This window comes from Faecalimonas nexilis, from assembly GCF_059731825.1.
Genome location: NZ_AP029189.1, coordinates 3,630,674 through 3,655,203, shown reverse-complemented (window position 1 = coordinate 3,655,203; position 24,530 = coordinate 3,630,674). Strand labels below are relative to the sequence as shown.

The 24,530-nt window shown below is 37.8% G+C and carries 33 protein-coding genes and 5 pseudogenes; 35 read left to right on the top strand and 3 right to left on the bottom strand.

Annotated features, from left to right (window positions below):
• The first annotated feature begins 390 nt into the window (after positions 1-390).
• The 15 genes and pseudogenes from AC6I5B_RS18140 to AC6I5B_RS18070 form a co-directional block, all read left to right on the top strand.
• Positions 391-990, top strand: coding sequence for an MptD family putative ECF transporter S component (locus AC6I5B_RS18140; RefSeq protein WP_021925583.1), 600 nt, complete (start codon positions 391-393; stop codon positions 988-990).
• Complete coding sequence (locus AC6I5B_RS18135) at positions 990-1,682, top strand: energy-coupling factor transporter transmembrane component T family protein (protein WP_117855326.1); 693 nt, start codon at positions 990-992, stop codon at positions 1,680-1,682. Before AC6I5B_RS18140 ends, AC6I5B_RS18135 begins: the two co-directional genes overlap by 1 nt.
• On the top strand, positions 1,682-3,088 hold the full coding sequence (locus tag AC6I5B_RS18130) for an ABC transporter ATP-binding protein (RefSeq protein ID WP_021925585.1): 1,407 nt from the start codon (positions 1,682-1,684) through the stop codon (positions 3,086-3,088). The genes AC6I5B_RS18135 and AC6I5B_RS18130 overlap by 1 nt, the downstream gene beginning before the upstream one ends.
• Positions 3,078-3,704: a hypothetical protein gene (locus AC6I5B_RS18125; RefSeq protein ID WP_021925586.1), complete on the top strand. Its 627-nt coding sequence runs from the start codon at positions 3,078-3,080 to the stop codon at positions 3,702-3,704. The genes AC6I5B_RS18130 and AC6I5B_RS18125 overlap by 11 nt, the downstream gene beginning before the upstream one ends.
• A 209-nt stretch (positions 3,705-3,913) precedes the next feature.
• Entirely contained in the window at positions 3,914-4,291 is a 378-nt protein-coding gene (locus AC6I5B_RS18120; protein WP_021925587.1) for a DUF6544 family protein, read from the top strand.
• A 30-nt stretch (positions 4,292-4,321) separates the two neighbouring features.
• Entirely contained in the window at positions 4,322-4,495 is a 174-nt protein-coding gene (locus AC6I5B_RS18115) for a hypothetical protein (protein WP_270608951.1), read from the top strand.
• Positions 4,496-4,554: 59 nt separating this feature from the next.
• Positions 4,555-5,388 (top strand): class I SAM-dependent methyltransferase, encoded by an 834-nt coding sequence (locus AC6I5B_RS18110; protein WP_270608950.1) that lies wholly within the window; start codon positions 4,555-4,557, stop codon positions 5,386-5,388.
• Positions 5,389-5,400: 12 nt separating this feature from the next.
• A complete protein-coding gene (locus tag AC6I5B_RS18105; protein WP_147608946.1) occupies positions 5,401-5,586 on the top strand; it encodes a hypothetical protein in 186 nt (61 codons plus the stop codon).
• 97 nt (positions 5,587-5,683) lie between these two features.
• Positions 5,684-5,779, top strand: a pseudogene (locus tag AC6I5B_RS18100) (helix-turn-helix domain-containing protein); the annotation flags it as partial.
• Positions 5,780-5,983: 204 nt separating this feature from the next.
• On the top strand, positions 5,984-6,409 hold the full coding sequence (locus AC6I5B_RS18095; RefSeq protein WP_270608949.1) for a GNAT family N-acetyltransferase: 426 nt from the start codon (positions 5,984-5,986) through the stop codon (positions 6,407-6,409).
• A 27-nt stretch (positions 6,410-6,436) separates the two neighbouring features.
• On the top strand, positions 6,437-6,607 hold the full coding sequence (locus AC6I5B_RS18090; RefSeq protein ID WP_015535374.1) for a hypothetical protein: 171 nt from the start codon (positions 6,437-6,439) through the stop codon (positions 6,605-6,607).
• Between the two features lie 26 nt (positions 6,608-6,633).
• Entirely contained in the window at positions 6,634-7,206 is a 573-nt protein-coding gene (locus tag AC6I5B_RS18085; protein WP_497773515.1) for an alpha/beta hydrolase, read from the top strand.
• Positions 7,207-7,444: 238 nt separating this feature from the next.
• Positions 7,445-7,669 (top strand): hypothetical protein, encoded by a 225-nt coding sequence (locus AC6I5B_RS18080; protein ID WP_009244748.1) that lies wholly within the window; start codon positions 7,445-7,447, stop codon positions 7,667-7,669.
• Positions 7,654-9,186: a DUF438 domain-containing protein gene (locus tag AC6I5B_RS18075; protein ID WP_370791335.1), complete on the top strand. Its 1,533-nt coding sequence runs from the start codon at positions 7,654-7,656 to the stop codon at positions 9,184-9,186. The genes AC6I5B_RS18080 and AC6I5B_RS18075 overlap by 16 nt, the downstream gene beginning before the upstream one ends.
• 9 nt (positions 9,187-9,195) lie before the next feature.
• A pseudogene (locus AC6I5B_RS18070) lies at positions 9,196-9,738 on the top strand (Rossmann-fold NAD(P)-binding domain-containing protein); the annotation flags it as partial.
• A 60-nt stretch (positions 9,739-9,798) separates the two neighbouring features.
• Here AC6I5B_RS18070 and AC6I5B_RS18065 read toward each other — a convergent pair.
• A complete protein-coding gene (locus AC6I5B_RS18065) occupies positions 9,799-10,476 on the bottom strand; it encodes a Crp/Fnr family transcriptional regulator (protein ID WP_004613243.1) in 678 nt (225 codons plus the stop codon).
• Between the two features lie 80 nt (positions 10,477-10,556).
• On the opposite strand from AC6I5B_RS18065, the gene AC6I5B_RS18060 reads away from it, so the two are divergent.
• Together AC6I5B_RS18060 and AC6I5B_RS18055 are read left to right on the top strand one after the other, a co-directional pair.
• Positions 10,557-10,691 carry a hypothetical protein gene (locus tag AC6I5B_RS18060; RefSeq protein ID WP_497773514.1) on the top strand — a complete coding sequence of 45 codons (135 nt, stop codon included), beginning with the start codon at positions 10,557-10,559 and terminating at the stop codon, positions 10,689-10,691.
• 126 nt (positions 10,692-10,817) lie between these two features.
• Entirely contained in the window at positions 10,818-11,144 is a 327-nt protein-coding gene (locus tag AC6I5B_RS18055) for a cupin domain-containing protein (protein WP_044987364.1), read from the top strand.
• A 27-nt stretch (positions 11,145-11,171) separates the two neighbouring features.
• Here AC6I5B_RS18055 and AC6I5B_RS18050 read toward each other — a convergent pair whose 3' ends face one another.
• Positions 11,172-11,381, bottom strand: a complete 210-nt coding sequence (locus tag AC6I5B_RS18050; RefSeq protein ID WP_004613239.1) for a hypothetical protein — start codon at positions 11,379-11,381, stop codon at positions 11,172-11,174.
• Positions 11,382-11,704: 323 nt separating this feature from the next.
• Between AC6I5B_RS18050 and AC6I5B_RS18045 the strand changes: the two genes are divergently transcribed.
• The 12 genes and pseudogenes from AC6I5B_RS18045 (at position 11,705) to AC6I5B_RS17990 (ending at position 19,605) form a co-directional block, all read left to right on the top strand.
• Positions 11,705-12,028 (top strand): hypothetical protein, encoded by a 324-nt coding sequence (locus AC6I5B_RS18045; RefSeq protein ID WP_004613237.1) that lies wholly within the window; start codon positions 11,705-11,707, stop codon positions 12,026-12,028.
• 34 nt (positions 12,029-12,062) lie between these two features.
• Positions 12,063-12,506, top strand: a complete 444-nt coding sequence (locus AC6I5B_RS18040; protein ID WP_497773513.1) for a GNAT family N-acetyltransferase — start codon at positions 12,063-12,065, stop codon at positions 12,504-12,506.
• A gap of 490 nt (positions 12,507-12,996) precedes the next feature.
• Positions 12,997-14,292 (top strand): group II intron reverse transcriptase/maturase, encoded by a 1,296-nt coding sequence (ltrA, locus tag AC6I5B_RS18035; RefSeq protein ID WP_004615792.1) that lies wholly within the window; start codon positions 12,997-12,999, stop codon positions 14,290-14,292.
• Positions 14,293-14,623: 331 nt separating this feature from the next.
• Complete coding sequence (locus tag AC6I5B_RS18030; RefSeq protein ID WP_497773777.1) at positions 14,624-15,319, top strand: class I SAM-dependent methyltransferase; 696 nt, start codon at positions 14,624-14,626, stop codon at positions 15,317-15,319.
• A 59-nt stretch (positions 15,320-15,378) separates the two neighbouring features.
• The gene (locus AC6I5B_RS18025) at positions 15,379-15,888 is read left to right on the top strand and encodes a GNAT family N-acetyltransferase (protein ID WP_008981868.1); all 510 of its coding nucleotides are present in this window, start codon (positions 15,379-15,381) and stop codon (positions 15,886-15,888) included.
• Between the two features lie 37 nt (positions 15,889-15,925).
• A pseudogene (locus AC6I5B_RS18020) lies at positions 15,926-16,231 on the top strand (class I SAM-dependent methyltransferase); the annotation flags it as partial.
• Positions 16,232-16,268: 37 nt separating this feature from the next.
• Positions 16,269-16,762, top strand: a pseudogene (locus AC6I5B_RS18015) (HD domain-containing protein).
• Positions 16,763-16,845: 83 nt separating this feature from the next.
• Positions 16,846-17,067 (top strand): annotated as a pseudogene (locus AC6I5B_RS18010) (GNAT family N-acetyltransferase); the annotation flags it as partial.
• A gap of 48 nt (positions 17,068-17,115) precedes the next feature.
• Positions 17,116-17,313 (top strand): DUF6019 family protein, encoded by a 198-nt coding sequence (locus AC6I5B_RS18005; protein ID WP_004613229.1) that lies wholly within the window; start codon positions 17,116-17,118, stop codon positions 17,311-17,313.
• A gap of 160 nt (positions 17,314-17,473) precedes the next feature.
• Positions 17,474-18,367 (top strand): GNAT family N-acetyltransferase, encoded by an 894-nt coding sequence (locus AC6I5B_RS18000; RefSeq protein ID WP_497773512.1) that lies wholly within the window; start codon positions 17,474-17,476, stop codon positions 18,365-18,367.
• Between the two features lie 227 nt (positions 18,368-18,594).
• The gene (locus AC6I5B_RS17995) at positions 18,595-19,044 is read left to right on the top strand and encodes a YaiI/YqxD family protein (protein WP_044987465.1); all 450 of its coding nucleotides are present in this window, start codon (positions 18,595-18,597) and stop codon (positions 19,042-19,044) included.
• Positions 19,045-19,071: 27 nt separating this feature from the next.
• Positions 19,072-19,605 (top strand): GNAT family N-acetyltransferase, encoded by a 534-nt coding sequence (locus AC6I5B_RS17990; protein ID WP_004613225.1) that lies wholly within the window; start codon positions 19,072-19,074, stop codon positions 19,603-19,605.
• A 68-nt stretch (positions 19,606-19,673) separates the two neighbouring features.
• Here the strand turns inward: AC6I5B_RS17990 and AC6I5B_RS17985 are convergent, their stop codons facing one another.
• The gene (locus AC6I5B_RS17985; RefSeq protein WP_004613224.1) at positions 19,674-20,276 is read right to left on the bottom strand and encodes a cytidylate kinase-like family protein; all 603 of its coding nucleotides are present in this window, start codon (positions 20,274-20,276) and stop codon (positions 19,674-19,676) included.
• A 128-nt stretch (positions 20,277-20,404) separates the two neighbouring features.
• Between AC6I5B_RS17985 and AC6I5B_RS17980 the strand changes: the two genes are divergently transcribed.
• From AC6I5B_RS17980 to AC6I5B_RS17955, 6 genes are all read left to right on the top strand, one after another.
• Entirely contained in the window at positions 20,405-21,799 is a 1,395-nt protein-coding gene (locus AC6I5B_RS17980; protein ID WP_022250024.1) for a D-alanyl-D-alanine carboxypeptidase family protein, read from the top strand.
• Between the two features lie 260 nt (positions 21,800-22,059).
• Entirely contained in the window at positions 22,060-22,302 is a 243-nt protein-coding gene (locus tag AC6I5B_RS17975) for a hypothetical protein (RefSeq protein WP_144166796.1), read from the top strand.
• A gap of 18 nt (positions 22,303-22,320) precedes the next feature.
• On the top strand, positions 22,321-22,464 hold the full coding sequence (locus tag AC6I5B_RS17970) for a hypothetical protein (protein WP_004613221.1): 144 nt from the start codon (positions 22,321-22,323) through the stop codon (positions 22,462-22,464).
• Positions 22,465-22,641: 177 nt separating this feature from the next.
• Entirely contained in the window at positions 22,642-22,965 is a 324-nt protein-coding gene (locus AC6I5B_RS17965; RefSeq protein WP_022250025.1) for a hypothetical protein, read from the top strand.
• 88 nt (positions 22,966-23,053) lie between these two features.
• Positions 23,054-24,235, top strand: a complete 1,182-nt coding sequence (locus AC6I5B_RS17960; protein ID WP_497773511.1) for a nucleotidyltransferase domain-containing protein — start codon at positions 23,054-23,056, stop codon at positions 24,233-24,235.
• Complete coding sequence (locus AC6I5B_RS17955) at positions 24,225-24,491, top strand: PqqD family protein (RefSeq protein ID WP_004613218.1); 267 nt, start codon at positions 24,225-24,227, stop codon at positions 24,489-24,491. The genes AC6I5B_RS17960 and AC6I5B_RS17955 overlap by 11 nt, the downstream gene beginning before the upstream one ends.
• Positions 24,492-24,530: the final 39 nt, after the last annotated feature.

The window sequence follows — 24,530 nt, the reverse complement described above, 5'->3', positions numbered from 1 at the left end:
AGAAAGATGGCACCTTCATAGCTTGTTTTTATATTAAGGAAAAATCACGCGTCACAGATTGGTTGGTCAAAAATATTCTCTCGAAGAAAGGGTGGTTTACGCCGCCATTTCATACAGAAAATGAATTGAAAATAATTCTTGAGAAATTTTATAAAAATATAGATATGCATGTTGATGGTTCTATAGTTTATTTTAAGTGTTTTAATAAGTTAGATAAAACTAATTGATTTTTGGAGAGCTATATGCTATATTCTTTTGAGAGAAAAAGAAATTTGGGGCACAAGGGTGTGCAATCACATATTCAAGTAATATGAGAAGCACACCATATTTTAAGTCAATGGATTAGTGATGACTAATTTGCGAAATTATATAAAACGGAGGACACTTTTTATGAACAAAACAAATAAATTGACAGTACCGGACTTAATTAGTATTGGTGTATTTACTGCACTTTATTTTGTACTTGTAACGATTGCAACCTTTGCTAGTGTGGCGATTTTTCCTGGATTTAATAACGTAGTCTTACCTGCGTTCTGTGCGTTGATATCAGGATGCGTATATACGCTTTTAGTGGTAAAATTACAGAAGTTTGGTGGGATTTCAGTAATGGGGATTGTCATGGGATTGTTTTTTATGATTTCCGGTCATTTCATTATCTCGTTTGCTGCCAATATTGTAATGGGTATCGTTGCTGATTGTGTTGCGAAAGTGGGAAAATATAAAAGTAAAAAATGGATTATACTTAGTTATGTTCTTTTTTCTTATGGGCTGTTTGGACCGGTAATTCCGATGTGGTTTATGAAGGATGCATATGTGGCGAATTTGGTGGCTCGTGGTAAAGATGCAGTTTATATTGCAGAGTTGTTTGCGAACATTAACATGGTAACTTTTGTCCTTGCAGTAGTGGCAACCCTTATATGTGCCCTTGTTGGTGGCTGGTTCGGAATGAAGATGATTAAGAAACATTTTGTAAAGGCTGGTATTGTATAATGAAACTTCGCTTAGATCCAAGAACAAAGTTGTTTTTACTCTTACTATCCAATATGACATTGTTTTTTCATGTCAATTTAATAACAGAGGTTATTTTAGTGTCGATACTGCTTTCGTTATTCTTTTTTTCAGGGAGATATAAAAGCGGTATTCGAATGACGTTAATTTATGGTTTTATGGTAAGTGCTGAATTCTTGATAATCCCTTATACAGAAGGTGTTTTTTTGAACTTTATAGCCATGTTTAGTGTGGGAATAAGAATGATGCTGCCATGTGTGATTTCTGGGGCATATGCCTTTTCTACCACGACAGTAGGCGAAATGGTATGCGGGCTCCGAAAAATCAAGGTGCCGGAATGTATCATTGTACCAAGTGTGACGATAATAAGATTCTTTCCTACTATAGCAGAAGATTACAGACAAATTAAGAATGCTATGGCATTTCGTGGAATTGCCTCAGGAAAGCTGGCCTTGTTACGCAATCCGGCACAATCTTTGGAATATATACTGATGCCTCTTTTGATGAATAGTAATAATGTGGCGCAGGATTTATCTGTGGCTGCCATGACAAAAGGAATCAGTATGCCGGGAATACATACGAGCATGACGGAATTAAGAATGACAGCTGCGGATGGGTGCTGTATGTTAGCTGGGGTAATGCCATTTGCACTGTATTTTGGAGGTGTTCTGTAATGATCGAAGTAAGTAAGGCTTCTTTTTACTATCCAAACACGGACGAGGGAGCATTGAATGATGTTTCGTTGCAGATAAATTCCGGAGAATGCGTGGTGTTATGCGGAAAAAGTGGTTGCGGAAAAACTACTTTGACCAGATTGCTTAATGGCTTGGCTCCTTCTTTTTTTGATGGAAAACTGGATGGTATGTGTCAAAGCTTTGGGCTATGTGCAGGAGAAGCTGCCATAGAAGAGTATGTACCTATAGTTGGAAGTGTATTTCAAAATCCTAAAACACAACACTTTAACATAGATACAACGGCAGAATTGGCATTTCCATGTGAAAACATGGGTATGAATTCAACAGATATTCAGGAAAGAGTAAGAAGCTGTGCGAATGAGTTTGCTATGGAACATCTTATGGATAGGAGCATATTCAAATTATCCGGCGGTGAAAAACAAAAAATTGCATTTGCAACGGCTTGTATGTTACAGCCAAAGTTATTGGTCCTTGATGAGCCGACCAGTAACTTGGATTACAAAGCAATACAGGAACTACATGATATGATTGCAAAAAAGAAGTCAGAAGGAATTACGATTGTGATTGCAGAACATAGACTGGCATGGTTAGCTGATATTGCAGATAGGTTTTGTTATTTTGCGAGTGGAGAATTGCAAAGACAGTGGAATGCAACAGAATTTTTAAAGTTATCGAATGAAGAAATGCAAAAGATGGGATTACGTCCAATGGACATAACTTCTTACAGAAAGCGTGCGAAAGAAAAAACAAAAAGTGAGATGCTTGGTTCGATACCATTAATGAGTGCAGAACATTTATTGGTTGGATATGAGAAGAAGAAACCAGTATACGAAATAGATAGATTTGCTATTTGCAAGGGTGAGATTGTTGGATTGATGGGAAGCAATGGAGTCGGGAAAAGCACATTTGCAAAAACACTTTGCGGTTTGCAAAAACCGATAGCAGGAACGATGGAGCCTGTTAAAGAGAAAGAACGCTTAAAGAAAAGTTTTATGGTAATGCAGGATGTAAATTATCAATTGTTTTCTGATAGTGTTCGTGAAGAGGTACTACTTGGAGCAAACAGACCGGAGTTGTGTGAAGCAGTGCTGGAAGCCTTAGGATTAACGGAATTTGCTGACAGACATCCTATAAGTTTGTCCGGAGGACAAAAACAACGAGTGGCAATTGCCTCTGCGATGCTGTCAGGGAAAGAACTTATTGTCTTAGATGAGCCAACCAGCGGCCTTGATTATTATCATATGACGCAGGTTGCGCATTTGTTAAATCAGTTGAAAGAATGGGGAGCAGCGGTGCTTGTTATCACACATGATGAAGAATTAGCAGCAGGCTGGTGTGACAGAGTAATTTATTTGGAAGATAAGGGGAAAAAGAATGGAATTTAAACAGAGTCAGTGGTTAGGAAAATGGATTAATTTTGAAAACTTAATTTATAGTGATGAAACAGCAATAAAACTTTGTTGGGAGGAGGCAGAACGTATTGCAGGTGCAATGCCAATGTTTAAAAATGGAGCAAAAGCATTTTGGAAAATGGCGTGTAGTACAATAAATGAAGAATGCAATGTACGTCTTGGTGGTTGGAATATTACGGAATCAGACGGAGGTATGACCATTGAATGGATGGATGTGGATGGAAATGTTCTAGGTAAATATTCATATGAAGTAAAAGATATTATAGAAAAAGGATTAGAGGGCAAGGAAAACTTTTTGTTTGAAGCAAAAGATGCACCGAACGAATGTCAATTCCGTTATATGCTTGCGATGGAACCTATGCCTGAGCGTGAAGAAAGATTGAACGGAGGTCTGTTGAGTCACCTGCATTTTCAATATGCAAGTCGATTGGAACTGTTATTTAAAGACGGAAAACTAAATAAACAGATGTGGTATGCAACTATGTGCGATGGTGATGGTGAATTGCTGGAACAATGCAATATCGTTCGGGCATTACACAGAATTCCAAAATGGGAGAAGTTGCCGGATGGCATAACAAACAATAAATAGTGATATAATGGAATGAAGCTTAAGAAAGTGGAAACTTTCTGCAATGGTTCCAAAGAAATCTACATATATTGCATCTTTTTTATCAAATTATGTGCTTTTTACAATCATATGTATCAACTTGTGCAAAACTCCTCCTACAGTTAAGGAGTTGGCGGTATGAAGGGAGTTATTGCAAAAGGAATAACCTTATTTGATCAGACGGGCCAGACATGGATGAAGCATGCCTGGCAACATATCTTGCGGAGAGTATGTTTGTGCCGTCAATTTTACTGCAGGATTATATTTCTTTTGAAGAAATCAGTGATTATGAAGTGAAAGCAATCATTCGTCACGGCGGTCAGACTGCAAGTGGTATTTTTGCGTTTAATGAGCAGTATGAATTTGTTTCTTTTACAACAAATGACAGAGCGGTGTCCAATACGGATGGATCCATGGAATATATCCCATGGTCGGCGGTTTGTGGTGAATATTGTATTTCTGAAAATGGAATTAAGTACCTGACCAGATTTCAGGCAATATGGAATTATCCGGATGGAGAGTTTGTTTATTTCGATGGTGTAATTAGTACAGTATCATATGATGAGTGAGACAATCGGAATTTATGGAGGATAAAGTTGATGAACAACAAAAGGATAATTATAGGAGTCACTATCGGAATAATCGCAGCAATACTTTGGAGCGTTGTTTTTATAAATGCCTTAAATAGCATGGCTGGAATTGGAATCGGAATATGTCTGGGTATATCTTTTGGTATATCTGGCAGTCTTATTTTTTCAAAAAAAGATAAATGATGATACAACTTCAAGTTTTGAGAATTGAGAAAATCGGAATTTTCAGGAGGTTCATTGAAGTGGAAAAAATAAAAATAGAAAAGAATACCGTTCAGGAAACACTGATTATACCTCTATATGGTAGAAAAATGTGTTCTGAAAAATTTTCTGCTCTTTATACTGACATTTATGCCAAAAAATTATGTGATAGGTTAGACTATGATTTTTCGGAATTGGAAAAAAAGAATAACTCATTTTTATATGAGTTTGGAGCACTTGAAGCTGCAATGCGTCAGTTAGATATCATTTGGGAAATAAAAGAATACTTGAAGATTTATCCAAAGGCTACAATTGTCAATCTTGGTTGTGGATTAGATGAGACTGGTAAGGCTTGCGATAATGGAAGTTGTAGTATAGTCAATGTAGACTTCCCTGATGTCATAAATGTTCGAAACCAACTGATATCAAATCATGAAAGAGAAAAAAATGTTGCATGTGATTTAAAAGATTATTCATGGATGAACGAAGTAGACGGTTCAAACGGAGTTGTTTTCTTTGCGGCAGGGGTATTCCATTATTTTAAAAGAGAAGAAGTAAAAAGTTTAGTGCTAGAACTTTCCAAAAGATATGAAAAAGGATGCCTAATTTTTGATAGCGTAGGTAAGCTAGGCTTAAAACTTATGATGTCAAAGATATTGAAGAATATGGGGATTAAAGATGTGGAAGGTCTATTTTATGTGAATAATACAATTAAAGAGCTTAATTGGTCGGATAAAATAAAAGTAACATCAAAGGGATATATGTTAGGCTATTATAATATGAAAAGTTTCAATATTCGCAGTTTTCATCGCTTACTTGCAAGGATAGGAGATAATGTGATGAAGATGAAAATAAATAAATTCCTGTTTGACTAGAAGGTGCATTACATGAAAAAGAATATATCAAGGATTATCGGTGTGATAATGTTGATTGTAGCTATTGTATTTATAGTGTTAGCATTGAATCATCCAGAAAAGAGTTTCCCTTGGAACAATACAATTACTTGGTTACTGTATGGTATATATTTTCTTGTGACAGTGGTGTTGCTTATTGCTCCTAAGATGAAAAAGTGAGAAATTTCAGTTTGTTGAATTAAAAATGAAATAAAGTTTCAGTAATCATAGAGTGTATGGATTCAATTCCATATGCTCTTTTTCTTTACCTAATTTCAGGAAAAAGGAATTCCGGTGGATCCAGTTGGATGGCGGAAAGTATCGCATCTCTAAGAAGAGTTTCGATGACTGGCTCGATAACTTGGAACAGTAAGAAACAGGGTGTTGATCAGGCAGATTTTGTCTGAAACAACTTCAATTTCTGTATGTGTACCCCTCTATATAACGAAACGCTCAGATGCTGTTTTGCAGTAGGGGAAAAGAAAAAATATCAAAAAATTGATGATTAATGGTGAGCTTGTGATAGAATGGATAAAAGAGAAAAGCATAAAGGATGTAGTTGTGGAGAATATTTGTTATGATTAGAAAGTTGCTGAACGGAGATATCGATAGAGTTGCTGACATATGGTTAAAGACAAATCTGAAAGCACATTATTTTATTTCCAATCAATACTGGAAAAGTAATTATGAATTAGTGAAAGAAATGATGTCACAATCCGAAGTCTATGTGTATGAAGATGATAAAATGATTCAAGGATTTGTAGGACTAAATGCTGGATATATCGAAGGTATTTTTGTCTCCGATGAAATGCAGTCATGTGGCATAGGTAAGCTTTTATTAGATTATGTTAAGGATAAAAAAGTTAGCTTACGATTAAATGTATACCAGAAGAATGCCAGAGCAATTTCTTTTTACCAAAGAGAAGGGTTCATTATTCAATGTGAAGATTTGGATGAAGCTACTGGTGAAAAAGAGTACACTATGCTATGGAAACGAAAATAGAAATCGGTATTTGTGGAGGAAACAAACATGGAAGATAATAAATCAATGACTGTCAAGAAAACGGTAAAATCAGGAATAACTTTTGGAAGTGCATTAGCTATGGTTATTAGTTATACAACGTGGAAGTCTGTCGGCTGGGCGATTTTTCATGGATTACTTAGTTGGGTGTATGTCATATATTTCCTTTTGCGCTATTAAATTTGAATTTGTGGAGGATAACTATTGTGGATAAAGCAGTTATTTATATACATGGAAAAGGTGATAATGCTGAAGAAGCTATTCATTACAAACCGCTCTTTAGTAATTGTGATGTGATTGGTCTCGACTATACTGCACAGTTTCCATGGGAAGCAAAAGAAGAATTTCCATTACTTTTTAATTCAATTTATAGAAACTACAAGATTGTTGAAGTAATTGCCAATAGCATTGGAGCGTATTTTGCTATCAATGCCTTATCAAATCAGCAAATAGAGAAAGCATATTTTATTTCGCCCGTTGTAGATATGGAAAGGCTTATTGCTGATATGATGATTTGGGCAAATGTTACAGAGGATGAACTCAAAGAGAAAAAAGAAATTCAGACAACCTTTGGAGAGACTCTTTCATGGGATTATCTTTGCTATACAAGAGAAAATCCTATTATATGGGAAATCCCAACGCACATTTTGTATGGTGAAAAAGATAATCTTACCGCTTATGGAACGATATTTGAATTTGTACAGAGGACTAATTCAACACTTTCTATTATCAGAGTTCGTAAACATTGGTGGGACGATATAACACAAGGGAAACAATAAGGGAAAGCTCACCTGCGATAAATCCAGTGTTTTCAAGGGTTTGCAGAGAATTTAATAACAAAATATAATAGATATTAAATCTCTTAAAACAGGTGAAATCTCAATCGGTATTTTATGAGGTGAGTTATGTAAAAAGCAAAAGCAATTAATATTTTGGGAGAATTTTGTGGCAAGCGTGATATAGAAGAATTTACACAAAATGTATTAGAAAAAAATTGGAATCAATCAGGCTGATGTAATGGTTTTATTTGGAGGAAGCATTATAGCTGGTGGTGATATTCTTGCTGAAGCCATTCAGAACGAAGTGGCAAAGAAAAATATTATTGTCGGAGGTGCTGGACACACAACAGAGACATTGAGAAATGTTGCTGGAGCAACAGATTATTTTAGGGAATTTAGGTTATTCTATTTTGTAACAAGGAAAGATAGAAAGGTGTGGATGTTTATATGGCAAAGAAATTAGACTTAAACAAACCAGTATTTGAATTGGTTCAGGAATATCCTGAGCTTGTAGATGTTTTAAAGGATTTAGGATTTTCAGAGATTACAAAGCCTGCAATGCTTAACTCTGTGGGACGCATCACAACAATTCCAAAGGGAGCTAAGATGAGAAACATATCCATGATGAAGGTTGTGCCGGCACTTATGAGTAATGGGTTTGAACTTATTGGGAAGATGCCAAATATCTTTGCACTTGGAAAGAATAATGCAGGAGACGAGACCAGCAGTGAAGATGGGGCTTTTCAGGAAAATACAAGAGAAAAGATAAAGAGCTATTTAAAGCGACTTGGAGAAGGCGAAGACTTAGAGAGTGTGCGCAAAGACTTCGTAGAGAATTTTTCAGAGGTAGAGGCATCTGAAATTATGAAAGCTGAGCAGGAGCTAATTAAGGAAGGCACACCAATCACAGAAGTGCAGAAATTGTGCGATGTTCACAGTGCCTTATTTCACGGTGCAACAAAGGAAGAAAAGATTGCAAATGCAGAAAAAGCAGTAGAAGAGTCGCTTAAGAAAGAGGAGACATCTAAGAAACTGATGCCGGATGCATACAATCAGAAGCATGCTGCAGCAAAGACTCTTAGAGAAACTGTTGGACATCCGATGTATCGATGGGCTCTTGAAAACGAGAGGATAGCCGCATTGATTCATGAAATTCAAGGAGATATTGAGTCTGGGAATGATGTAGGAGAGAAGCTATCTGAGCTTCGACAGATTTCTATTCATTATGCAGAAAAAGGAGATCTTGTCTATCCGGTATTAAAGGTACGCTATGAGATCTCAGGACCTTCGGATGTGATGTGGACAGTGGATGATGAAATTCGTGATGAGCTAGCTGCACTTGATAAAATATCAGATTATGATGAAGAATGGATGAACCGACTTCAGACAGTTCTCAAACGAGCAGATGAGATGATCTATAAAGAAAATAATATTTTATACCCTATCTGCGCAGTGAATTTCAGCAGGGAAGAGTGGTATGGCATTTACGAGGATGCTAAGGACTATGCACCTGTGTTTGGAGTAGAAATGATCTGGGATGAGGCAGAAAAATATAGTGCTGATAAAAAAGCAAGAACAGAGGCGGCTCTAAGCGATGGAGAAATCATATTAAGTGGTGGTCATATGACAGTTCCACAGCTGGAAGCACTTCTCAATACATTGCCTATCGAGATTACATTTGTGGATGATAATAATATCAATCGCTTCTTCAACGAAGGACCAAAGGTGTTCAAACGCCCTCAGATGGCGATTGACAGGGAAGTATTTTCTTGCCATCCACCTAAGATAGAACCGATGGTGCGAGCAATTTTAGATGATTTTAGAAATAATAAGCGTGACAGAGTTCCAGTTTGGATGGAGAAGAATGGAAAACCATTCCTTGTAACATATATGGCAGTAAGAGATAAGAAAGGCAATTATCTTGGAACGGTTGAAGTAGTACAGGATATGCAGTTTGCAAAAGAGCATTTTGAACAATAAGGAGGGCAAGGATATGCACCGAATCGTGTGATTGGATCAGGAACGGTTCTGGATACAGCAAGACTAAAAGAACGTCTCGGGGAGCATCTGGAAGTAGATAGTCGAAGTGTTCATGCGTTTATTGTTGGAGAACATGGAGACAGTGAGATTGCCGCTTGATCAAGTGCCAACGTGTCAGGTATTCCACTCCATGATTTCTGCGAGATGAGAGGGCATCATGACCATGAAGGAGCTACGTCAGAAATTGCGGAGAAAGTAAAAAACAGCGCCTATGAAATTATTCAAAGGAAGGGTGCTACTTATTATGGAATAGCAATGTCGGTAAAGAGAATATGTGAAGCTATAATCAGAGATGAACGTTCGATACTTCCAATTTCAACAATGATGGATGGAGAATACGGAATCAAGGATGTAGTTCTGTCTATGCCAAGTATTGTAGGTGCAGAAGGATTTATATCAAAGGTTCCCATTTCACTATCTGAAGATGAAATCAAGGCATTACACAAATCAGCTGAAACACTGAAATCAGTGCTGGAAGAGGCATTGGAATAAAATTGTTGTGAAATCGCATACAGCGTATGTGGCAAAGGGGATGGGCGCATCCCCTTTTTTCTATAGTAAAAGTTTCATTTTTTTATCGTTAACTTCTATAAGATTTTCATCTTGCATACGACCAAGTTCTCTGGACAGTGCACTTCGGTTTACACCTAAGAATTCTGCAAGTGCTGTCTGTGTAAAGGGAACATGGAGATACCCTTCTGAGTCTGGCGCTAAACTATGCAAATAGATTAGAATTCGATCTCTTAAAGATTTCTGATTTGCAATTCTTAGTTTTAGATTTGAAAAAACATTTTGTGAGGCAAGTATTTTGAGCATGTTAGTGGTTAAATTCAGTTGGTAAGAGCATGGACAGGAAGAACCGCTTATAATACCTTTAAGATTAATTAACATAATGGTGCAGTTAGTCAATGCTTTTAGCTGTATTGGACTGTATGGTGTTTGCACGCATGCCAGGGCTTCTGCAAATGATCGACCACGTTCAAAATGATTCATATTGATTTTGCTGTAGTTTTCATTGATAAATGATCCTTCAACTGTTCCATCAAGCACAATTCCGGAATATAACAAAGGTTCTCCTAGGTGTTGAATTAATTCGTCTTTTTCAAAAGAGAGAATTGAGGCCTGGAGGAAGTTGAAAATTTGCGGATAGTGTTCAAGAGGAATTCCTTCAAATAGCTTTGCTTTCGATAGTATCGGAAGATACTTCTGATAATCATCTAGTTTCTTCATATGCTTATTACCATCCTTTCAAATGAAATTTTATCATATCATCGATATTGTTGCTACAGCAACAGAAAAACAAGAGGCCTATGGATAAAATAATAGATGTAAAGAAGAGAAAGAGAGGTGGAAACGATGAAAGAACAAACTGGAAAAATTATAGATTTTGTAAGAGAAAACAGAACAGTGCCAGGGTGTACCATCTCGAAGCAAATCTATCATGAGAATGGCACAGGGATATCAATTTTTTGCCTGGAGAAAGTATTCTAACACCTATTCAACGGTCGGTTGGAGTTAGTGCAATAAAAGATTCTATATATAAAGAGATTGAATTTCGAAAGGAGACTATTATGAACGAGGTAATCAAGGCGGGAGAAGTATTTAAGTTAGCAGAGTTACTTCCATATCAGGAAGGAAAGATTGTAAATATAGATTTGGCGCATAATGACAAGATGAAATTTGTTGTTATGAGTTTTGATGCAGGAACAGGTCTTTCAGAGCATGCAGCTCCGGGAGAAGCCCTTGTGATGGCACTTGATGGAGAGGCTGTGATTGGATATGAGGGACAGGAGCAGGTGATCCACGCAGGAGAAACTTTTAAGTTTGATAAGTTTGGAAAGCACTCAGTAAGTGCAACAAAGCAGTTCAAAATGGCACTGTTATTGGTTCTTGAGTAAATATGAGGAGATATCGCTATGAACTATTTAGAGATTGAAAAAGTAATCGGAAGACAGATTATTGATTCCACTGCCCCATTGGAAAGCAGCAAGTGTATATAACGAATACTGTGAGCGGGGAGTGGCTTTTAGTCCATCCTCTGCCTTATTACAGTCAATGCGTAACATATATCCGGCAGATGTATAAATGTCAATGCTGTTGTGATACATGTTGTATTTTGCGTAAATGGTATTCATGTTGTGTCTCCTTCAAATCAATAAAAATATAGAAGCATTTCAATCAGTTCACCATGTCATTTTCATTTTATGTTATAATGTGTTATCAGATTTTTTTTGCCCTTGTATTTTCCCTTATCAGAGTTCGTAAACTTATATGGGAAGATATAACACAAGGGAAACAATAAGGGAAAGCTCACCTGCGACAAATCCAGCGTTTTCAAAGGTTTACAGTGAATTTAATAACAAAATATAACAGTTATTAAATTTCCTAAAACAGGTGAAATCTCAATCGGTATTTATCAGAAAATGAGGAATAGTTGAAATGGAGGCGCTATAATAACATGAAGATTGAAGGGAACCAGAAAGAACTGGATGCAATGGTAGAATTTCATAAGGGAAACCGTGTCGAGGGACTGAGACTGCAAGAAGAATTTGCAGCGGAATTTCGTAAGGAGTATAAAGACAAAGATCACTGTCCTTGCCTGAAAGCCTGTCGTTATCACGGAAACTGTAAGGAATGTGTAGCAATCCACAGAGCGCATCAGGAACATGTTCCTAATTGTATGCGACCATTGATTAATAAAAAATTGAAATTGATGTCAGAATTAACAGAGCATACCTTGGCAAATGAAATAGAAGCTCCACATGAGATTTTAAGAAAATAGGCAAGTCAAATTCAAGTTTGACGGAGTAATAAATATGAAAATCCGAGAAGTGAATGAGAATAAAAAGCAATTTATAGCATTATTGTTATTAGCTGATGAGCAGGAAAATATGATTGATCACTATCTTGAAAAAGGTACTATGTATGTACTTGAAGATGGTAATGTAAAAGCTGAATGTGTCGTTACTGATGAAGATAATGGAATACTTGAAATTAAAAATATTGCAGTTGATCCTCAGAATCAAGGACAGGGCTATGGAAAAGCATTGATTGACTTCCTTTCAAGTAAATATGCAGATGAATATTCTATTTTGCAGGTTGGAACAGGTGATAGCCCGTTGACCGTACCGTTTTATGAAAAATGCGGATTTGTCCGATCTCACAATACTCCGAATTTCTTTACGGACAATTATGACCACCCAATTTATGAGTGTGGTGTACAGTTAATAGATATGGTATATTTGCAAAGATGTTTATAACTTCCAGTTGTGCGCCCAGCTAAGGGTGTGTAACCAAGTCGGTGGGAATCCGATTTATCCAAGGTCTAGCCAGCCAGATAATAGCGAGTCTTGGGATGTTGTTGGTAACAGCAACTGACAAGCGTAGACAGCAAGAAAGCAGGGTTGCAATGCTATTGAGCCTCGAAAAGTTAACTTCAGTAGGCCGACGTCTTAACTGGTGCGGAAGGCAACAGCACACAAGTCATTATGGCGAGAATTGTGTGGCGCTGCGGGGTCAAAGGGCCAATCATGCTTGACATTGTGGGTACACATCAACTGGGGAGAACCTGTTGTCTCTCGTATAAGAGTATGAAGTATCAACTGAAAATGGAGAGCTTCAAATGGATAACAGGTAGTCGGACAGTCTCATAGTACTGATGAAATCGGGTAATGCCGATGGAGGGAAGGGGACTGCATAGTAACGGTCTTTCTGAGGACACATTATCCGTACTCAGGGACGGAGGAAATAATGGGAACGAAATTAGAAAGAATAGCTGAAATATCGGCAGAAACAAAGAAACCTGTATTCACATCCATATATCACTTGATAAATGCAGAATTGCTGAAACAATGCCATAAAGAATTAGATGGCAAAAAGGCAGTTGGTGTTGATAAGGTGACAAAGGAAGAATACGGAAAGAACCTCGATAGAAATATCGAAGACTTAGTACAGAGGTTAAAGAACAAATCTTTTAAACCACTCCCATCATTGAGGGTATATATTCCAAAGGGAAATGGAAAAATGCGACCGCTGGGAATAGCCTCTTACGAGGATAAGATTGTCCAAATGGCAGTAAAGAAAGTACTAGAAGCAATTTACGAGCCAAGATTTCTGAACTGTATGTATGGATTTAGACCAAACAGAGGTTGTCACGAAGCGGTAAAAGAAGTATATCAGAGAATCAGTTATGGGAAAATCAGCTACATAGTGGACGCTGATATTAAAGGATTTTTCGATCACATTAACCATGACTGGATGATGAGATTTCTGGAATGGCATATTCAAGACCCAAATCTGCTCTGGCTGATAAAGAAATATTTAAAAGCTGGAATAATGGAAGATGGAAAATTTGAATCAACAGAGGAAGGTTCAGCACAGGGTTCAGTCATGAGTCCGATGCTAGCAAATATATACATGCATAACGTGTTAACGCTGTGGTTTAAATTTGTGGTGAAAAAGACGTTAAAAGGAGACTGTTTTCTGGTGAATTTTGCAGATGATTTTGTAGCTGGATTCCAGTATAAATCAGAAGCAGAGTGGTATTATTCAGCCCTGAAAGAGAGGATGGAACAATTCAATCTTGAGCTGGAAAGCAGTAAAAGCAGGTTGATTGAATTTGGGAGATTTGCAGAAACCAACAGACTATCCAGAGGAATAGGTAAGCCAGAAGCATTCGATTTTCTAGGTTTTACTTTCTATTGCGGGAAAACAAGAAAGGGAACATTTGCATTAAAGTTGCAGACATCTCGAAAGAAGTTTGAACGTAAGCTGAAAGAATATAAACTATGGATATATGATAATCGGAACCGTCCGGTCAGAGAAATCATAAAAGAGCTGAATGTAAAGCTTGTAGGTCACTATCGCTATTATGGAGTAACATGGAATTATAGAAGATTATGTGCATTCTTACACAGAGTACAACAATTCCTGTTTAAAGCGGTAAATCGTCGAGGTTGCAGAAGAGCCTATACATGGGGTGGTTTTTGGGAAATGCTAAAGTGTTATCCGCTTGCGAAACCAAAGACGTACTATTGCTTATATTAAAGTGAATGTTATTATGAGGAGCCGTATGCGGGAAAGCCGCACGTACGGATCTGTGAGGGGCTAAAGTTGCAAGGCTTTAGTCTACTCGACTTTGAAACTGAGAAATCGGAATTTTTATAAAGAGCTGATCCAAAAAGCAGGCGCTGAAACGGAACTTGTCTATATGAAAGCCAGTAAGGAGCTTTTGCAAAAAAGGCTCTATAAAAGAAATCAGGTCTTAAATGCCAATTCGCCGTTTGTGATAACAGATGAAATATTGGAACATCATTATCACGCATTTCAGGAGCCATGGGGCGAAGGAGAAAAAGTAATTTTGCAGAAAGAGGATATTATGCAGTATTCAAAGGAAGAAAGTAAAGCAATCTGGAATCAAAACGCTGAATTTTGGGATTGTGCAATGGGGGATGAATCAAATGATTTTCACAGAGAAGTTGTCCGCCCCAAAGTAACAGAGCTTCTAAATCCTGATCCAACAGACTATATTTTAGATATTGCCTGTGGAAATGGAAATTATTCTGCATATCTTGCAGAAAAAGCTGTCTCTGTTTTGGCTTTTGATTATAGTGAGAAAATGGTGGAACTGGCAAAAAAGCGCCAAAAACGGTATGCTGATCACATTGAGTTTTGTGTAGCAGACGCCACGAATGAAACAAGTCTGATGGCATTAAAAAGAAATAAGCCGTTTACAAAAGCAGTCTCCAATATGGCGGTCATGGATATTACCGATATTAAGCCGCTTTTTACCTCTGTTTATAAATTGCTTGAGGATAACGGAGTATTTGTATTTGCGACACAGCACCCCTGTTTTGTAACGCTTACAGAAAAATATGTGACGCCGCATAGCTATTACGATATTGCGATTGAAGGACAGCCTCAAAAACAATGTTATTATCATCGTTCTTTACAGGATATTTTTAATCTGTGTTTTGATACCGGATTTGTCATAGACGGATTTTACGAAGAATGCTATTTTAATAAAGAAATCCCGGATATTATCATTGTCAGAGCCATAAAAATTGAGAGGTAGATAGTAGATTTGCCATTTCCTGTAATTGTAAAAAGCTTAAAACTATGTAGGTATCTATTTTGATTATAAGACAAGAAAGACCAGAAGATTATGATACGGTATATCATGTTGTAAAAGAAGCATTTGAAAATGCTGAATATACAGATGGAAATGAACAGAACTTAGTTGCTGCGTTAAGAAAAAGCAAATCGTTTATTCCGGAACTTTCTCTTGTTGCTGTCGAGGACGAAAAAATTGTAGGACATATTCTTTTTACAAAAGCAGTTGTTCAAGGGGTTGAGGTTCTTGCGCTTGCCCCTCTTTCTGTATTACCCGATTATCAGAACAGGGGAATCGGATTATCTTTGATGAAAGAAGGACACAGTATAGCACATAAATTGGGATATGAATATTCAGTTGTTTTGGGACATTCCAAATACTATCCAAAGGCAGGATATATTCCGGCAAGTGAGTGTGGAATAAAAGCGCCATTTGAAGTTGACGATGAAAGTTTTATGGCACTTAATCTTAACGGAAGTCAAAACAAATTAAATGGAGTTATTGAGTACGACAAGGCTTTTGGGATATGATGTAAAAAATTAGAAGTTGGGAAGGTAAAACATAGATCCTGTTTTTACTGCCTATGGAACACAAGACTGGCATTATAACGAAAAAGGAGAAATACTGCATTTTCCGGTGGATAATTATTATTATGAGGGCAAACGGACAGCTGTGTTTTTGGGAGAAAAGGTTACAAAATATCATAGAACACTGACCACATATCTAAATACACTGCTTTCAAATGGTTTTATAATAAATCATATTGTGGAGCCGCAGCCGCCGGAATACATGATGGATATTCCGGGGATGCAGGATGAAATGCGCCGTCCCATGATGCTGATTGTATCGGCGAACAAAAAAGTGGATAGATAGAACTAAAACACCTATAAGGTATAAATGGAGGTAATTTATGTTTAAAGAAAAAATTATTATAGAGATGAAAGAAGTATTCAAAGAAATTCCTTTTGGCATAGAGCATACTCTCAAAGTTTTGAAAAATGCAGAAGATATAATGAAAGGAGAAAATATCGGAGAGGAAGAAAAAGAATTCATCAGTATTATTGCTATACTACATGATATTGGTGCGGTTGAAGCACAAAAAAATACGGTTCTATTGATGGTGTCTATCAAGAAAAGGAAGGACCAGAAGTAGCGAAAGAAATATTAAAAAAGGTAGGCTATAACAAAAATATTGATAGAATATGCTTTATAATAGGCAACCATCATACTCCATCTAAAATTGATGGACTTGATTTTCAAATACAATGGGAAGCTGATTTGCTTGAAAATTTAACGGTTATGGATAAAGAAAAAGAACAGGAAAAGATAAAAAAGTGTATAGATGAAAACTTTAAAACAAACACAGGAAAAAGGATAGCTTATAATCGCTTTATTTTAGATTAGTAGTAGATTATTACAGTTATGTATTTTATATCTCAAAGAAAAAATAGTAGTTAAGTTTAACCCTAGGGTTAAATGATGAATATGTTGAGGGCATTTTTGTTTCTGGTGAAATGCAATCGCAGGGTCTAGGTAAAATTCTGCTGAATTATGCAAAGGATAAAAGGAATAAGTTGTACTTGAACGTATACCAAAAGAACGCACGGGCAATATCTTTTTATAAGAGAGAAGAATTTGAGATTCAGCATAGTGGCTTAGATGAGGCTACCGGAGAAAAAGATTATGTAATGACATGGCAACACAAATAGAAATTCCAGTTTTTGAAACTGAGGAATTTGAATTTGGAGGATTGAATTATGTGGAATGAATTAGGCATAAGCGGAGGAACCGCAATTGTTATTTTGATAGCACTATATTTTGTCATTAAGTGGGCTGTGAAGAATGGTGTGAAAGAAGCATATAAGGATATTACCGGAAAGAAACCTGTTGAAGATGAAAAAAATGAAAAAGAGCTAGAAGGACTGGTAAATGATTCACAAGACGCAAAAATTTAATATGAAATCTGAACGTAGAGCGTATAGAGAAATCTATGCGTTCTATTTTTTTTGCTTATTTTTGAAAAAAGTGATTAAAAAACTATTGACATTTTGTTACTGGATCCGGAATATTATATTTAACAAATTTGAGATATGGCTGAGAAAGAGAGTGTTTTACATGGGTATTGAATATAGGGAAGAAAGAAGTGGAAGTAAGATTCAGATTTTTTCATATTGTGATGAAAAGAAGACAGGAGCAATCTGCGCGCTGTCTGACGGATATGACTGGGCATTGATTTGTGATGTATGGGCTGATAAGGTGGAAACGGAAAAGAAACTTATCCGTGAAATGATTTTAAAACTGCAGGGACAGGAAATTTTTGTGACAGCCACACCGGATAAACTGGATTTATATGAAGAAATCGGTTTTCGGCGCTCCAAAAATTCTTTTACATATGTAGGAAAAGCGTTAAGTGATGCACAGGAAAAAGAACTGACCGAAAGTGGATTATACCTGCCAATCGGGTATCGGTATGAAACGGAATTTGAGCCTTTTACCGGGATGTTTCCGGTCGGGAAGAAATCGGATAAACCAAAATTTAAGGTTTTTTATTCCGATAAATCTGACCGTGCCGATTATCATCAGGTAAATGCGCTGCTAGAAAAAGCTTTTGGAGGGAAACGAAACGAACATGTGACAAAAGACACATTTTCTAAAAGTCAGTATGTACAGTATGCATACGATAATGAAACATTAATCGGCTGTGCCAGAGCAATTTCCGATGGAGCGCATGCACTGATTTTAAATGTGGCTGTTGATCCTGACTATCAGGGACTTCATTTAGGATGGAACATTGTGGACAAGCTCTCGCGTCAAATGAAAGATCAAAATATTTTTTTGAATACACATCCCGGCGGAGTCGGATTTTATAATCAAAAAGGCTTCCGAAGGAATAAAACCGCTTTATTGCTGCAAGCACATGAAATGCCGGATGAGATAAAAAAAGGCTTCTGTCTGCCGAGAGGCTATCGGTTTTCAGATGAAAGTTTAAAAGTACAGAAAACACCGTAGACAAGCAGTACATTCTGCGGTATATTATATACAAAATGCCCGCTTTGGTCAGGCTTGAGATGAAGTCGATCCAAAACGGGCATTTATTACAAGGCGGATCATCTTTTGCGCAAGAGTGTACGGCGTTGAGGGTAAGTTCAGATAGTGAAAAACTTTTATAAAAAGAGGGAGAATAAATTGCAGATTCAGCAGAACTGGCACAGGTAGGTATTATTATGAACGAGAATATGAAAATTTTAGTGGATGCAGATGCTTGCCCGGTAGTAACTATTGTAGAGCTGATTGCACAAAAATATCAGATACCGGTAATTTTATTATGTGATACCAATCACGTACTGGAGTCTTCGTACAGTCAAGTTGTGACTGTCGGTGCTGGGACAGATGCGGTTGACTTTAAATTAGTCAGCATCTGCAAAAGAGGAGATATTGTCGTGACTCAGGATTATGGCGTGGCTGCTATGATTCTCGGAAAAGGTGCTTATGGTATTCATCAGAGTGGAAAATGGTACACAAATGAAAACATAGATCAGATGTTAATGGAACGCCATTTGGCAAAAAAAGCGAGAAATACAAAAAAACGACAGCATCTAAAAGGACCTGCAAAAAGAACGGAGTTGGATAATAAAAGATTTGAAGAGGCGTTTGACAAGTTGATATGTACAATATTGGGCAGGTAAGAAAAAGAGCATTAGAGGGAGAATAAGATGGAAACAATTTTACAAAAATATGAATTTCGAATGATTCGACTAGAGGAGACGGAACAAGCAGCAGAGATTGAACAAATCTGTTTTCCGCCAAATGAAGCGTGTTCTTATGAGCACATGGCAGCACGTATAAAAAAGGCACCGGATTTGTTTTTGGTAGCAGTGGATAGGGAGACAGGAAAATTAGCAGGATTTCTCAATGGTTTGGCAACAGATCGGGAACATCTCACCGATGATTTTTTTACAGATGCCAGCGTACATAATCCGGAAGGAAAGAACATTATGCTGCTTGGTCTGGATGTGCTTCCGGACCATAGAGGTCAGGGATTGGCGAGAGCGCTAGTGGATGAATATTTGAGAAGAGAGCGGGAAAAGAATCGCAAGTTAGTCATTTTGACCTGTGTAGAAGAGAAAGTAAATATGTATGAAAAATTTGGTTTTCATGATCATGGCATTGGAGAGTCTAATTGGGGCGGCGAGCAGTGGCATGAAATGAGCATTCATCTGTCTGACACTTGTGAAAGAAAAAACTAAAGGGAGATACACGGTGATATCTCCCTTGTTGTCATATCAAGGCTCAATCGTTCGAGCCATACAGTTATTTACAATTTGTTATAAACCATCTCAAGCAGATCGACAATCTCATCAACGGTAAATGCACTTGTGTCTATGCTCAGATCATAAGTGTTCATCTCATCCCAGCTCTGGTCGGTGTAGTAGTTGAAATAGTAGCTTCTGTCTTTATCCATCTTGCGCACTAAGGAGTGAGCGCCCTTTTCATCTAGTTGGTATCGCTCCATAATGGTTGAGATACGGACATCTAAAGGGGCGTACAGATAGATATTTTTACATCTTTCTTCATCGCGGAGCACATAATTACCGCAGCGTCCCACAATAATGCAGTCTTCTTTTGAAGCCATTTCTTTGATAATCTTTGACTGCAGGTTGAACAGAATCTCATCAATGTGACCGTAACGATAGTGACGATCGATATTGCTGTTTTCGTCTACTTGATACCGCCAAGGTTTTTCTCTTTTTTCGTCTACCAGTTTCAGTTGGTCATATGGAATATCTGTGTGTTCTGAGGCAAGTTTGATCAGATCCTTGTCATAACAGTTGATTCCGAGACGTTCTGCCAACGCAATCCCGATTAGACGTCCGTTACTTCCAAATTGTCTTCCGATTGTAATAATTCGTTTACTCATAAAAACAACCCCTTTCCAGATTTATTTGATATCCCTATTATACCACAATAAGTTGTTATTGCGGGAAATATAGAAATAATTTATAATACAAAATAGATTTTAAGTTACATACTGTGGAGGAAAAGAAAATGAGATTTAGAAAAAGGCTGTTATCGGGTCTGATTGCCGGCATTTTAGTGATGGGAACCGTGGGAATGAATGTGGATGCAGCAAAGATACAGGTAGATCAGCAGATTCCGGCGGAAGAAGTAGACAGTGTCTATAATCAGGAAGTGGATTCGAATGCGCTGGCCGGATGGCCTGTCGGACCGAATATTTACAGCGAATCGGGAATTGTAATGGATATGGATAGTGGCGCCATTCTCTATGCAAAGAAAATAGATGATCAGCATTATCCGGCGAGCATTACAAAGATTTTGACTGCAGTGGTCGCTTTGGAGAACAGCCAGTTGACAGATCGGGTGAAATTCACACAGAATTGTATTGATTTTCTCGAATATGGAGATGCACATATCGGAATGAAAGTTGGCGAAGAGATTTCGATGGAAGATGCCTTGTATGGAATGCTTCTCGCTTCGGCGAACGAGGTGTCTTATGCCATTGCAAACAGTGTAAATGGCGGATACGATAATTTTATCAATATGATGAATGAGAAAGTGGCTGAACTGGGAGGCACAAATTCACACTTTGTAAATGCAAACGGACTTCATAATGATGAACATTATACTTCGGCACATGATATGGCTTTGATCGGAGCTGCCGCATTTAAATATGAAGAGTTTCGAAAAATAACAGGTACTCGTCAGTACACAATTGGACCGACTGCGCTTACGAGCGAATCAAGAACATTTCAGCAGAATCATAAGATGCTGTTTCAGGGAAACCGCAATTATTATGAGTACTGTGTAGGAGGAAAGACAGGATATACAGATCAGGCATTGACGACACTTGTAACATTTGCGACAAAGGATGATAAGAATCTTGTGGCGGTTACTCTCAGGGTTCACGGAGGCGGACAGAATGCATATGTAGACACGAGAGCAATGCTGGATTATGCGTTTGATAATTTTTCAAAGGTTCCGGTAACGAAAGAACAGGTTACCGACAAAAATATAAAGTCTGTCGACGAGAATGCATATGTCATGTTGCCGTCAGGAGTGACTTTTGATAAATTGGATGCCACACTGCAGGAGCCAACAGAGCTGGGAGATAAAAGTGGAACTTTGATCTACACTTATCAAGGTCAGGAAGTTGGAAAAGTGCCTGTGACTATTACCGATAAATATTATAATAAGATACATGGAATAGAGGAAAAGAAGACTGCAAAAGCGGAGAAGAAAGAGACAAAGAAAGAAGAAGGACTTCCAACAGTAGTTGTAGTTTTACTGGTCATTTTAGGGATTGTGATTCTTTTCGCATTTGCATTGATTCTTCTGTTAGCTTATAAGAGAAAAAAAATAAAAGAACGCCGCAAGAGAGCTCGCATGAGACATCAGAGACAGCAGCGAATGAAAAGAGAATAATTGGAAAAAATTACACTTGCACTGAGGAAATAGTCTATTGTATACTAGAGAGCGATTAGTTAGAAAAGACTACTCATAAGTGAATAGAGAAACTGAGGCCTGCCCACAAATAGACATACCTCAGTTTTTTTGTTGAAAAATTTACAAATAAGAAGAGGAAAGGATGAAAATGCTTGGATAGAAAAAGATTTAGTAAAAAAGTACTATGGATCGCGGGAAGTATAGCGGTGTGTATTTTTTGTATTTCAGCAGGGATTTTTTTGTGGAACAGACAAAGTAAGTCTCAAAGTACAGTGAAAGAGAAGCCAGATGAGGTGCAGGAAATACAAAATATAAATGCGAGGGACAATGTGGCAGAGCCCGATGCATTTGAAGGAAAAGAACTTACGAAAAAGGAACAAAAGAAATTGGAAGAAAAGTTGGCAGAAGCTGTAGCATCGACAGGGCAGGATGAACAGAATAAGCAGGATACAGCATCGAAAGAAACAAATACACAGTCATAGGAAATTCAGCAATCAGAAGTGGAGCAGCCATCAGAGGAGGAGAATCAGTCAGAAACGGACAAACCTTCAGATAACAATGATGAGCAACAGACAGAGCCGGAAGAGCCGGCAGAACAGCTCCCAATTGTAAAGGAACCGGGCTGGGTAACAGGAATATACTAAGGAAGGACTAGAACAGCGAATGACAGTAAAAGGAAATAAGAGGAAAATCTACAGACAGTTGGAGGGCAGGTAAGAACCGTTGAGCCGATGGGCTTTGTTTTTTGTCCTGCATAAAAGACAGTTATATCTTCTTCAAATACAAGATGGAAGATTACACATGTAGATGATGCATCAGAATTGAGCAACTGGGTTAAGATTTACCATTCTCCTGCAAAACCGGGAACAGTTCCATCGCACTGGGCAATCAGTGAGCCGGAGTCGTGGACCGGAGGTTTGACATCACCGACGTTCTATGCATACTCTATGATGTTAAATACGTCTATTTGGAATACAGATACGGCATCCAATAAAGGATACCCAGTCTTACGCGGAATGCCGGATGCTGTGGAAGTGTTTGCGTTTGAAGGAGATATCCAGATGCAGATGACATTGAGCGGTCAAAACGACGATGACACATGGGGAGATAATGATCTAGTTATGCCTGGCACAGGTTGGGAGTAATCTAATGTAACCGGATGAGTAAGAGTGGAAAAGGACTGGCGGATTTTTACAGATTTGCCGGTTCTTTTCAGATAAAAAGGAGAAGCAGATGACGACAGAAAGGGAAGCCGAGTACATATTTTATATGGCATGTGCAGTTGTGGGAAAGGTGAACGTGCCGTTTCCGAATGTGTGGCCAGATTGGCAGAAGATATATGAGATAAGTGCTTATCATCGCATTGAAAATATTGTGGCGTATGCGGTGGAACAACTATGCCTGAATAAAGAATATTGTGAACAGATACCGGATGAAGTAAAAAAGCAGTTTCAAAAAGCAAGATTATCCGGAATTATGCGGGAGACGATACAATACCATGAATATGAAAAGCTGACAAAACTTTTTGAGGAGGAAGGCATTGAGCGGATGCTGCTGAAAGGCGGTTTGTTAAAATACGAGTATCCTTCTCAGGACATGCGGTTTTTGACAGATTTGGATATCTTAGTAAAGACAAAAGATCTTGAGCGGGTATCTGTGCTGATGGAAAAGCTTGGATATCGGGTCCTGCATAAGGGAGGGCATCATGATGTCTATCAGAAAGAGCCTTGTATGACAGTAGAAATTCACAAAGACTGTGGGACAGGCTATGAGACTTTGGATAATTATATGGAAGGAGTCTGGGAACGAAGCACAAAAAAAGAAGGATGTCAGACAGAGTATCAGATGTCCTGGGAAGATTTTTATCTGTACCAGACAGGACATATGGCGAAGCACTTCGAGCATGGAGGAGCAGGGATACGGATGCTGTTAGATTTTCTTGTGTTTGAAAACACAAAGATGAGTTGCTGCAATACAAAAATTGTGGAAAATCAGCTAACTCAGGCAAAACTTTTTACAATGGAAAAGAAAATCAGGGAGTTGCTTCAAAAAGGAAAATGTGGTGAGCGCCTTGAAAAAGAGCCGGTCTGGAATTATATAGTACAGAGTGGAACTTATGGTCTTTTTCAGTTTCATTTACAGACAGAGGTCAATCGATATGAGAATAAAAAAGCTTATTTCCTGCAGAGGATATTTCCAAACCAGGAACAGTTAATTGTTGCATATCCGTGGCTGGCACAATACCCACGGAGAATTTGGATGGCGTGGATACATCGTTTGACAAAAAAAGTGATATGTTCTCCGGGAAAGATAATCGGAGAATTTCGCACGCTTAGAAATCAGGATCAGAATAAAAAGATAAGAGCATGTATGAAAGAGATGGGATTGGAGGAAAAATCAGAGCATGAAAATTAGAGAAGGATTTATATTGAGAGAGGTAGCAGGAGTGTTTGCGGCAGTTCCGGTGGAAGGAGAGAGCAGACAGTTCCACGGCATGATACAATTGAATGAGACAGGAGCATTTCTGTGGAGAAATTTGGAAAAAGAATGTACGCAAGAGCAGCTGGTGAAAGCGCTAATGGAAGAATATGACGTGGAGGAAAAGCAGGCAAAAAAGGATACTGCAGCTGTAGTGGGAAAATTTCGGGAAGCAGGAATTTTAGACGAGTAGGAAATGTGAAAATGCCTTTTTATTAAAAATATCTTAAAA

Bases quoted from the DNA above. Each gene is read 5' to 3' on its own strand.
- AC6I5B_RS18140 (WP_021925583.1), top strand. From the start codon at position 391: ATGAACAAAACAAATAAATTGACAGTACCGGACTTAATTAGTATTGGT.
- AC6I5B_RS18135 (WP_117855326.1), top strand. From the start codon at position 990: ATGAAACTTCGCTTAGATCCAAGAACAAAGTTGTTTTTACTCTTACTA.
- AC6I5B_RS18130 (WP_021925585.1), top strand. From the start codon at position 1,682: ATGATCGAAGTAAGTAAGGCTTCTTTTTACTATCCAAACACGGACGAG.
- AC6I5B_RS18125 (WP_021925586.1), top strand. From the start codon at position 3,078: ATGGAATTTAAACAGAGTCAGTGGTTAGGAAAATGGATTAATTTTGAA.
- AC6I5B_RS18120 (WP_021925587.1), top strand. From the start codon at position 3,914: ATGGATGAAGCATGCCTGGCAACATATCTTGCGGAGAGTATGTTTGTG.
- AC6I5B_RS18115 (WP_270608951.1), top strand. From the start codon at position 4,322: ATGAACAACAAAAGGATAATTATAGGAGTCACTATCGGAATAATCGCA.
- AC6I5B_RS18105 (WP_147608946.1), top strand. From the start codon at position 5,401: ATGAAAAAGAATATATCAAGGATTATCGGTGTGATAATGTTGATTGTA.
- AC6I5B_RS18095 (WP_270608949.1), top strand. From the start codon at position 5,984: ATGATTAGAAAGTTGCTGAACGGAGATATCGATAGAGTTGCTGACATA.
- AC6I5B_RS18090 (WP_015535374.1), top strand. From the start codon at position 6,437: ATGGAAGATAATAAATCAATGACTGTCAAGAAAACGGTAAAATCAGGA.
- AC6I5B_RS18080 (WP_009244748.1), top strand. From the start codon at position 7,445: ATGGTTTTATTTGGAGGAAGCATTATAGCTGGTGGTGATATTCTTGCT.
- AC6I5B_RS18075 (WP_370791335.1), top strand. From the start codon at position 7,654: ATGGCAAAGAAATTAGACTTAAACAAACCAGTATTTGAATTGGTTCAG.
- AC6I5B_RS18065 (WP_004613243.1), bottom strand. From the start codon at position 10,476: ATGAAGAAACTAGATGATTATCAGAAGTATCTTCCGATACTATCGAAA.
- AC6I5B_RS18060 (WP_497773514.1), top strand. From the start codon at position 10,557: ATGGATAAAATAATAGATGTAAAGAAGAGAAAGAGAGGTGGAAACGAT.
- AC6I5B_RS18055 (WP_044987364.1), top strand. From the start codon at position 10,818: ATGAACGAGGTAATCAAGGCGGGAGAAGTATTTAAGTTAGCAGAGTTA.
- AC6I5B_RS18050 (WP_004613239.1), bottom strand. From the start codon at position 11,381: ATGAATACCATTTACGCAAAATACAACATGTATCACAACAGCATTGAC.
- AC6I5B_RS18045 (WP_004613237.1), top strand. From the start codon at position 11,705: ATGAAGATTGAAGGGAACCAGAAAGAACTGGATGCAATGGTAGAATTT.
- AC6I5B_RS18040 (WP_497773513.1), top strand. From the start codon at position 12,063: ATGAAAATCCGAGAAGTGAATGAGAATAAAAAGCAATTTATAGCATTA.
- ltrA (WP_004615792.1), top strand. From the start codon at position 12,997: ATGGGAACGAAATTAGAAAGAATAGCTGAAATATCGGCAGAAACAAAG.
- AC6I5B_RS18030 (WP_497773777.1), top strand. From the start codon at position 14,624: ATGCAGTATTCAAAGGAAGAAAGTAAAGCAATCTGGAATCAAAACGCT.
- AC6I5B_RS18005 (WP_004613229.1), top strand. From the start codon at position 17,116: ATGTGGAATGAATTAGGCATAAGCGGAGGAACCGCAATTGTTATTTTG.
- AC6I5B_RS18000 (WP_497773512.1), top strand. From the start codon at position 17,474: ATGGGTATTGAATATAGGGAAGAAAGAAGTGGAAGTAAGATTCAGATT.
- AC6I5B_RS17995 (WP_044987465.1), top strand. From the start codon at position 18,595: ATGAAAATTTTAGTGGATGCAGATGCTTGCCCGGTAGTAACTATTGTA.
- AC6I5B_RS17990 (WP_004613225.1), top strand. From the start codon at position 19,072: ATGGAAACAATTTTACAAAAATATGAATTTCGAATGATTCGACTAGAG.
- AC6I5B_RS17985 (WP_004613224.1), bottom strand. From the start codon at position 20,276: ATGAGTAAACGAATTATTACAATCGGAAGACAATTTGGAAGTAACGGA.
- AC6I5B_RS17980 (WP_022250024.1), top strand. From the start codon at position 20,405: ATGAGATTTAGAAAAAGGCTGTTATCGGGTCTGATTGCCGGCATTTTA.
- AC6I5B_RS17960 (WP_497773511.1), top strand. From the start codon at position 23,054: ATGACGACAGAAAGGGAAGCCGAGTACATATTTTATATGGCATGTGCA.
- AC6I5B_RS17955 (WP_004613218.1), top strand. From the start codon at position 24,225: ATGAAAATTAGAGAAGGATTTATATTGAGAGAGGTAGCAGGAGTGTTT.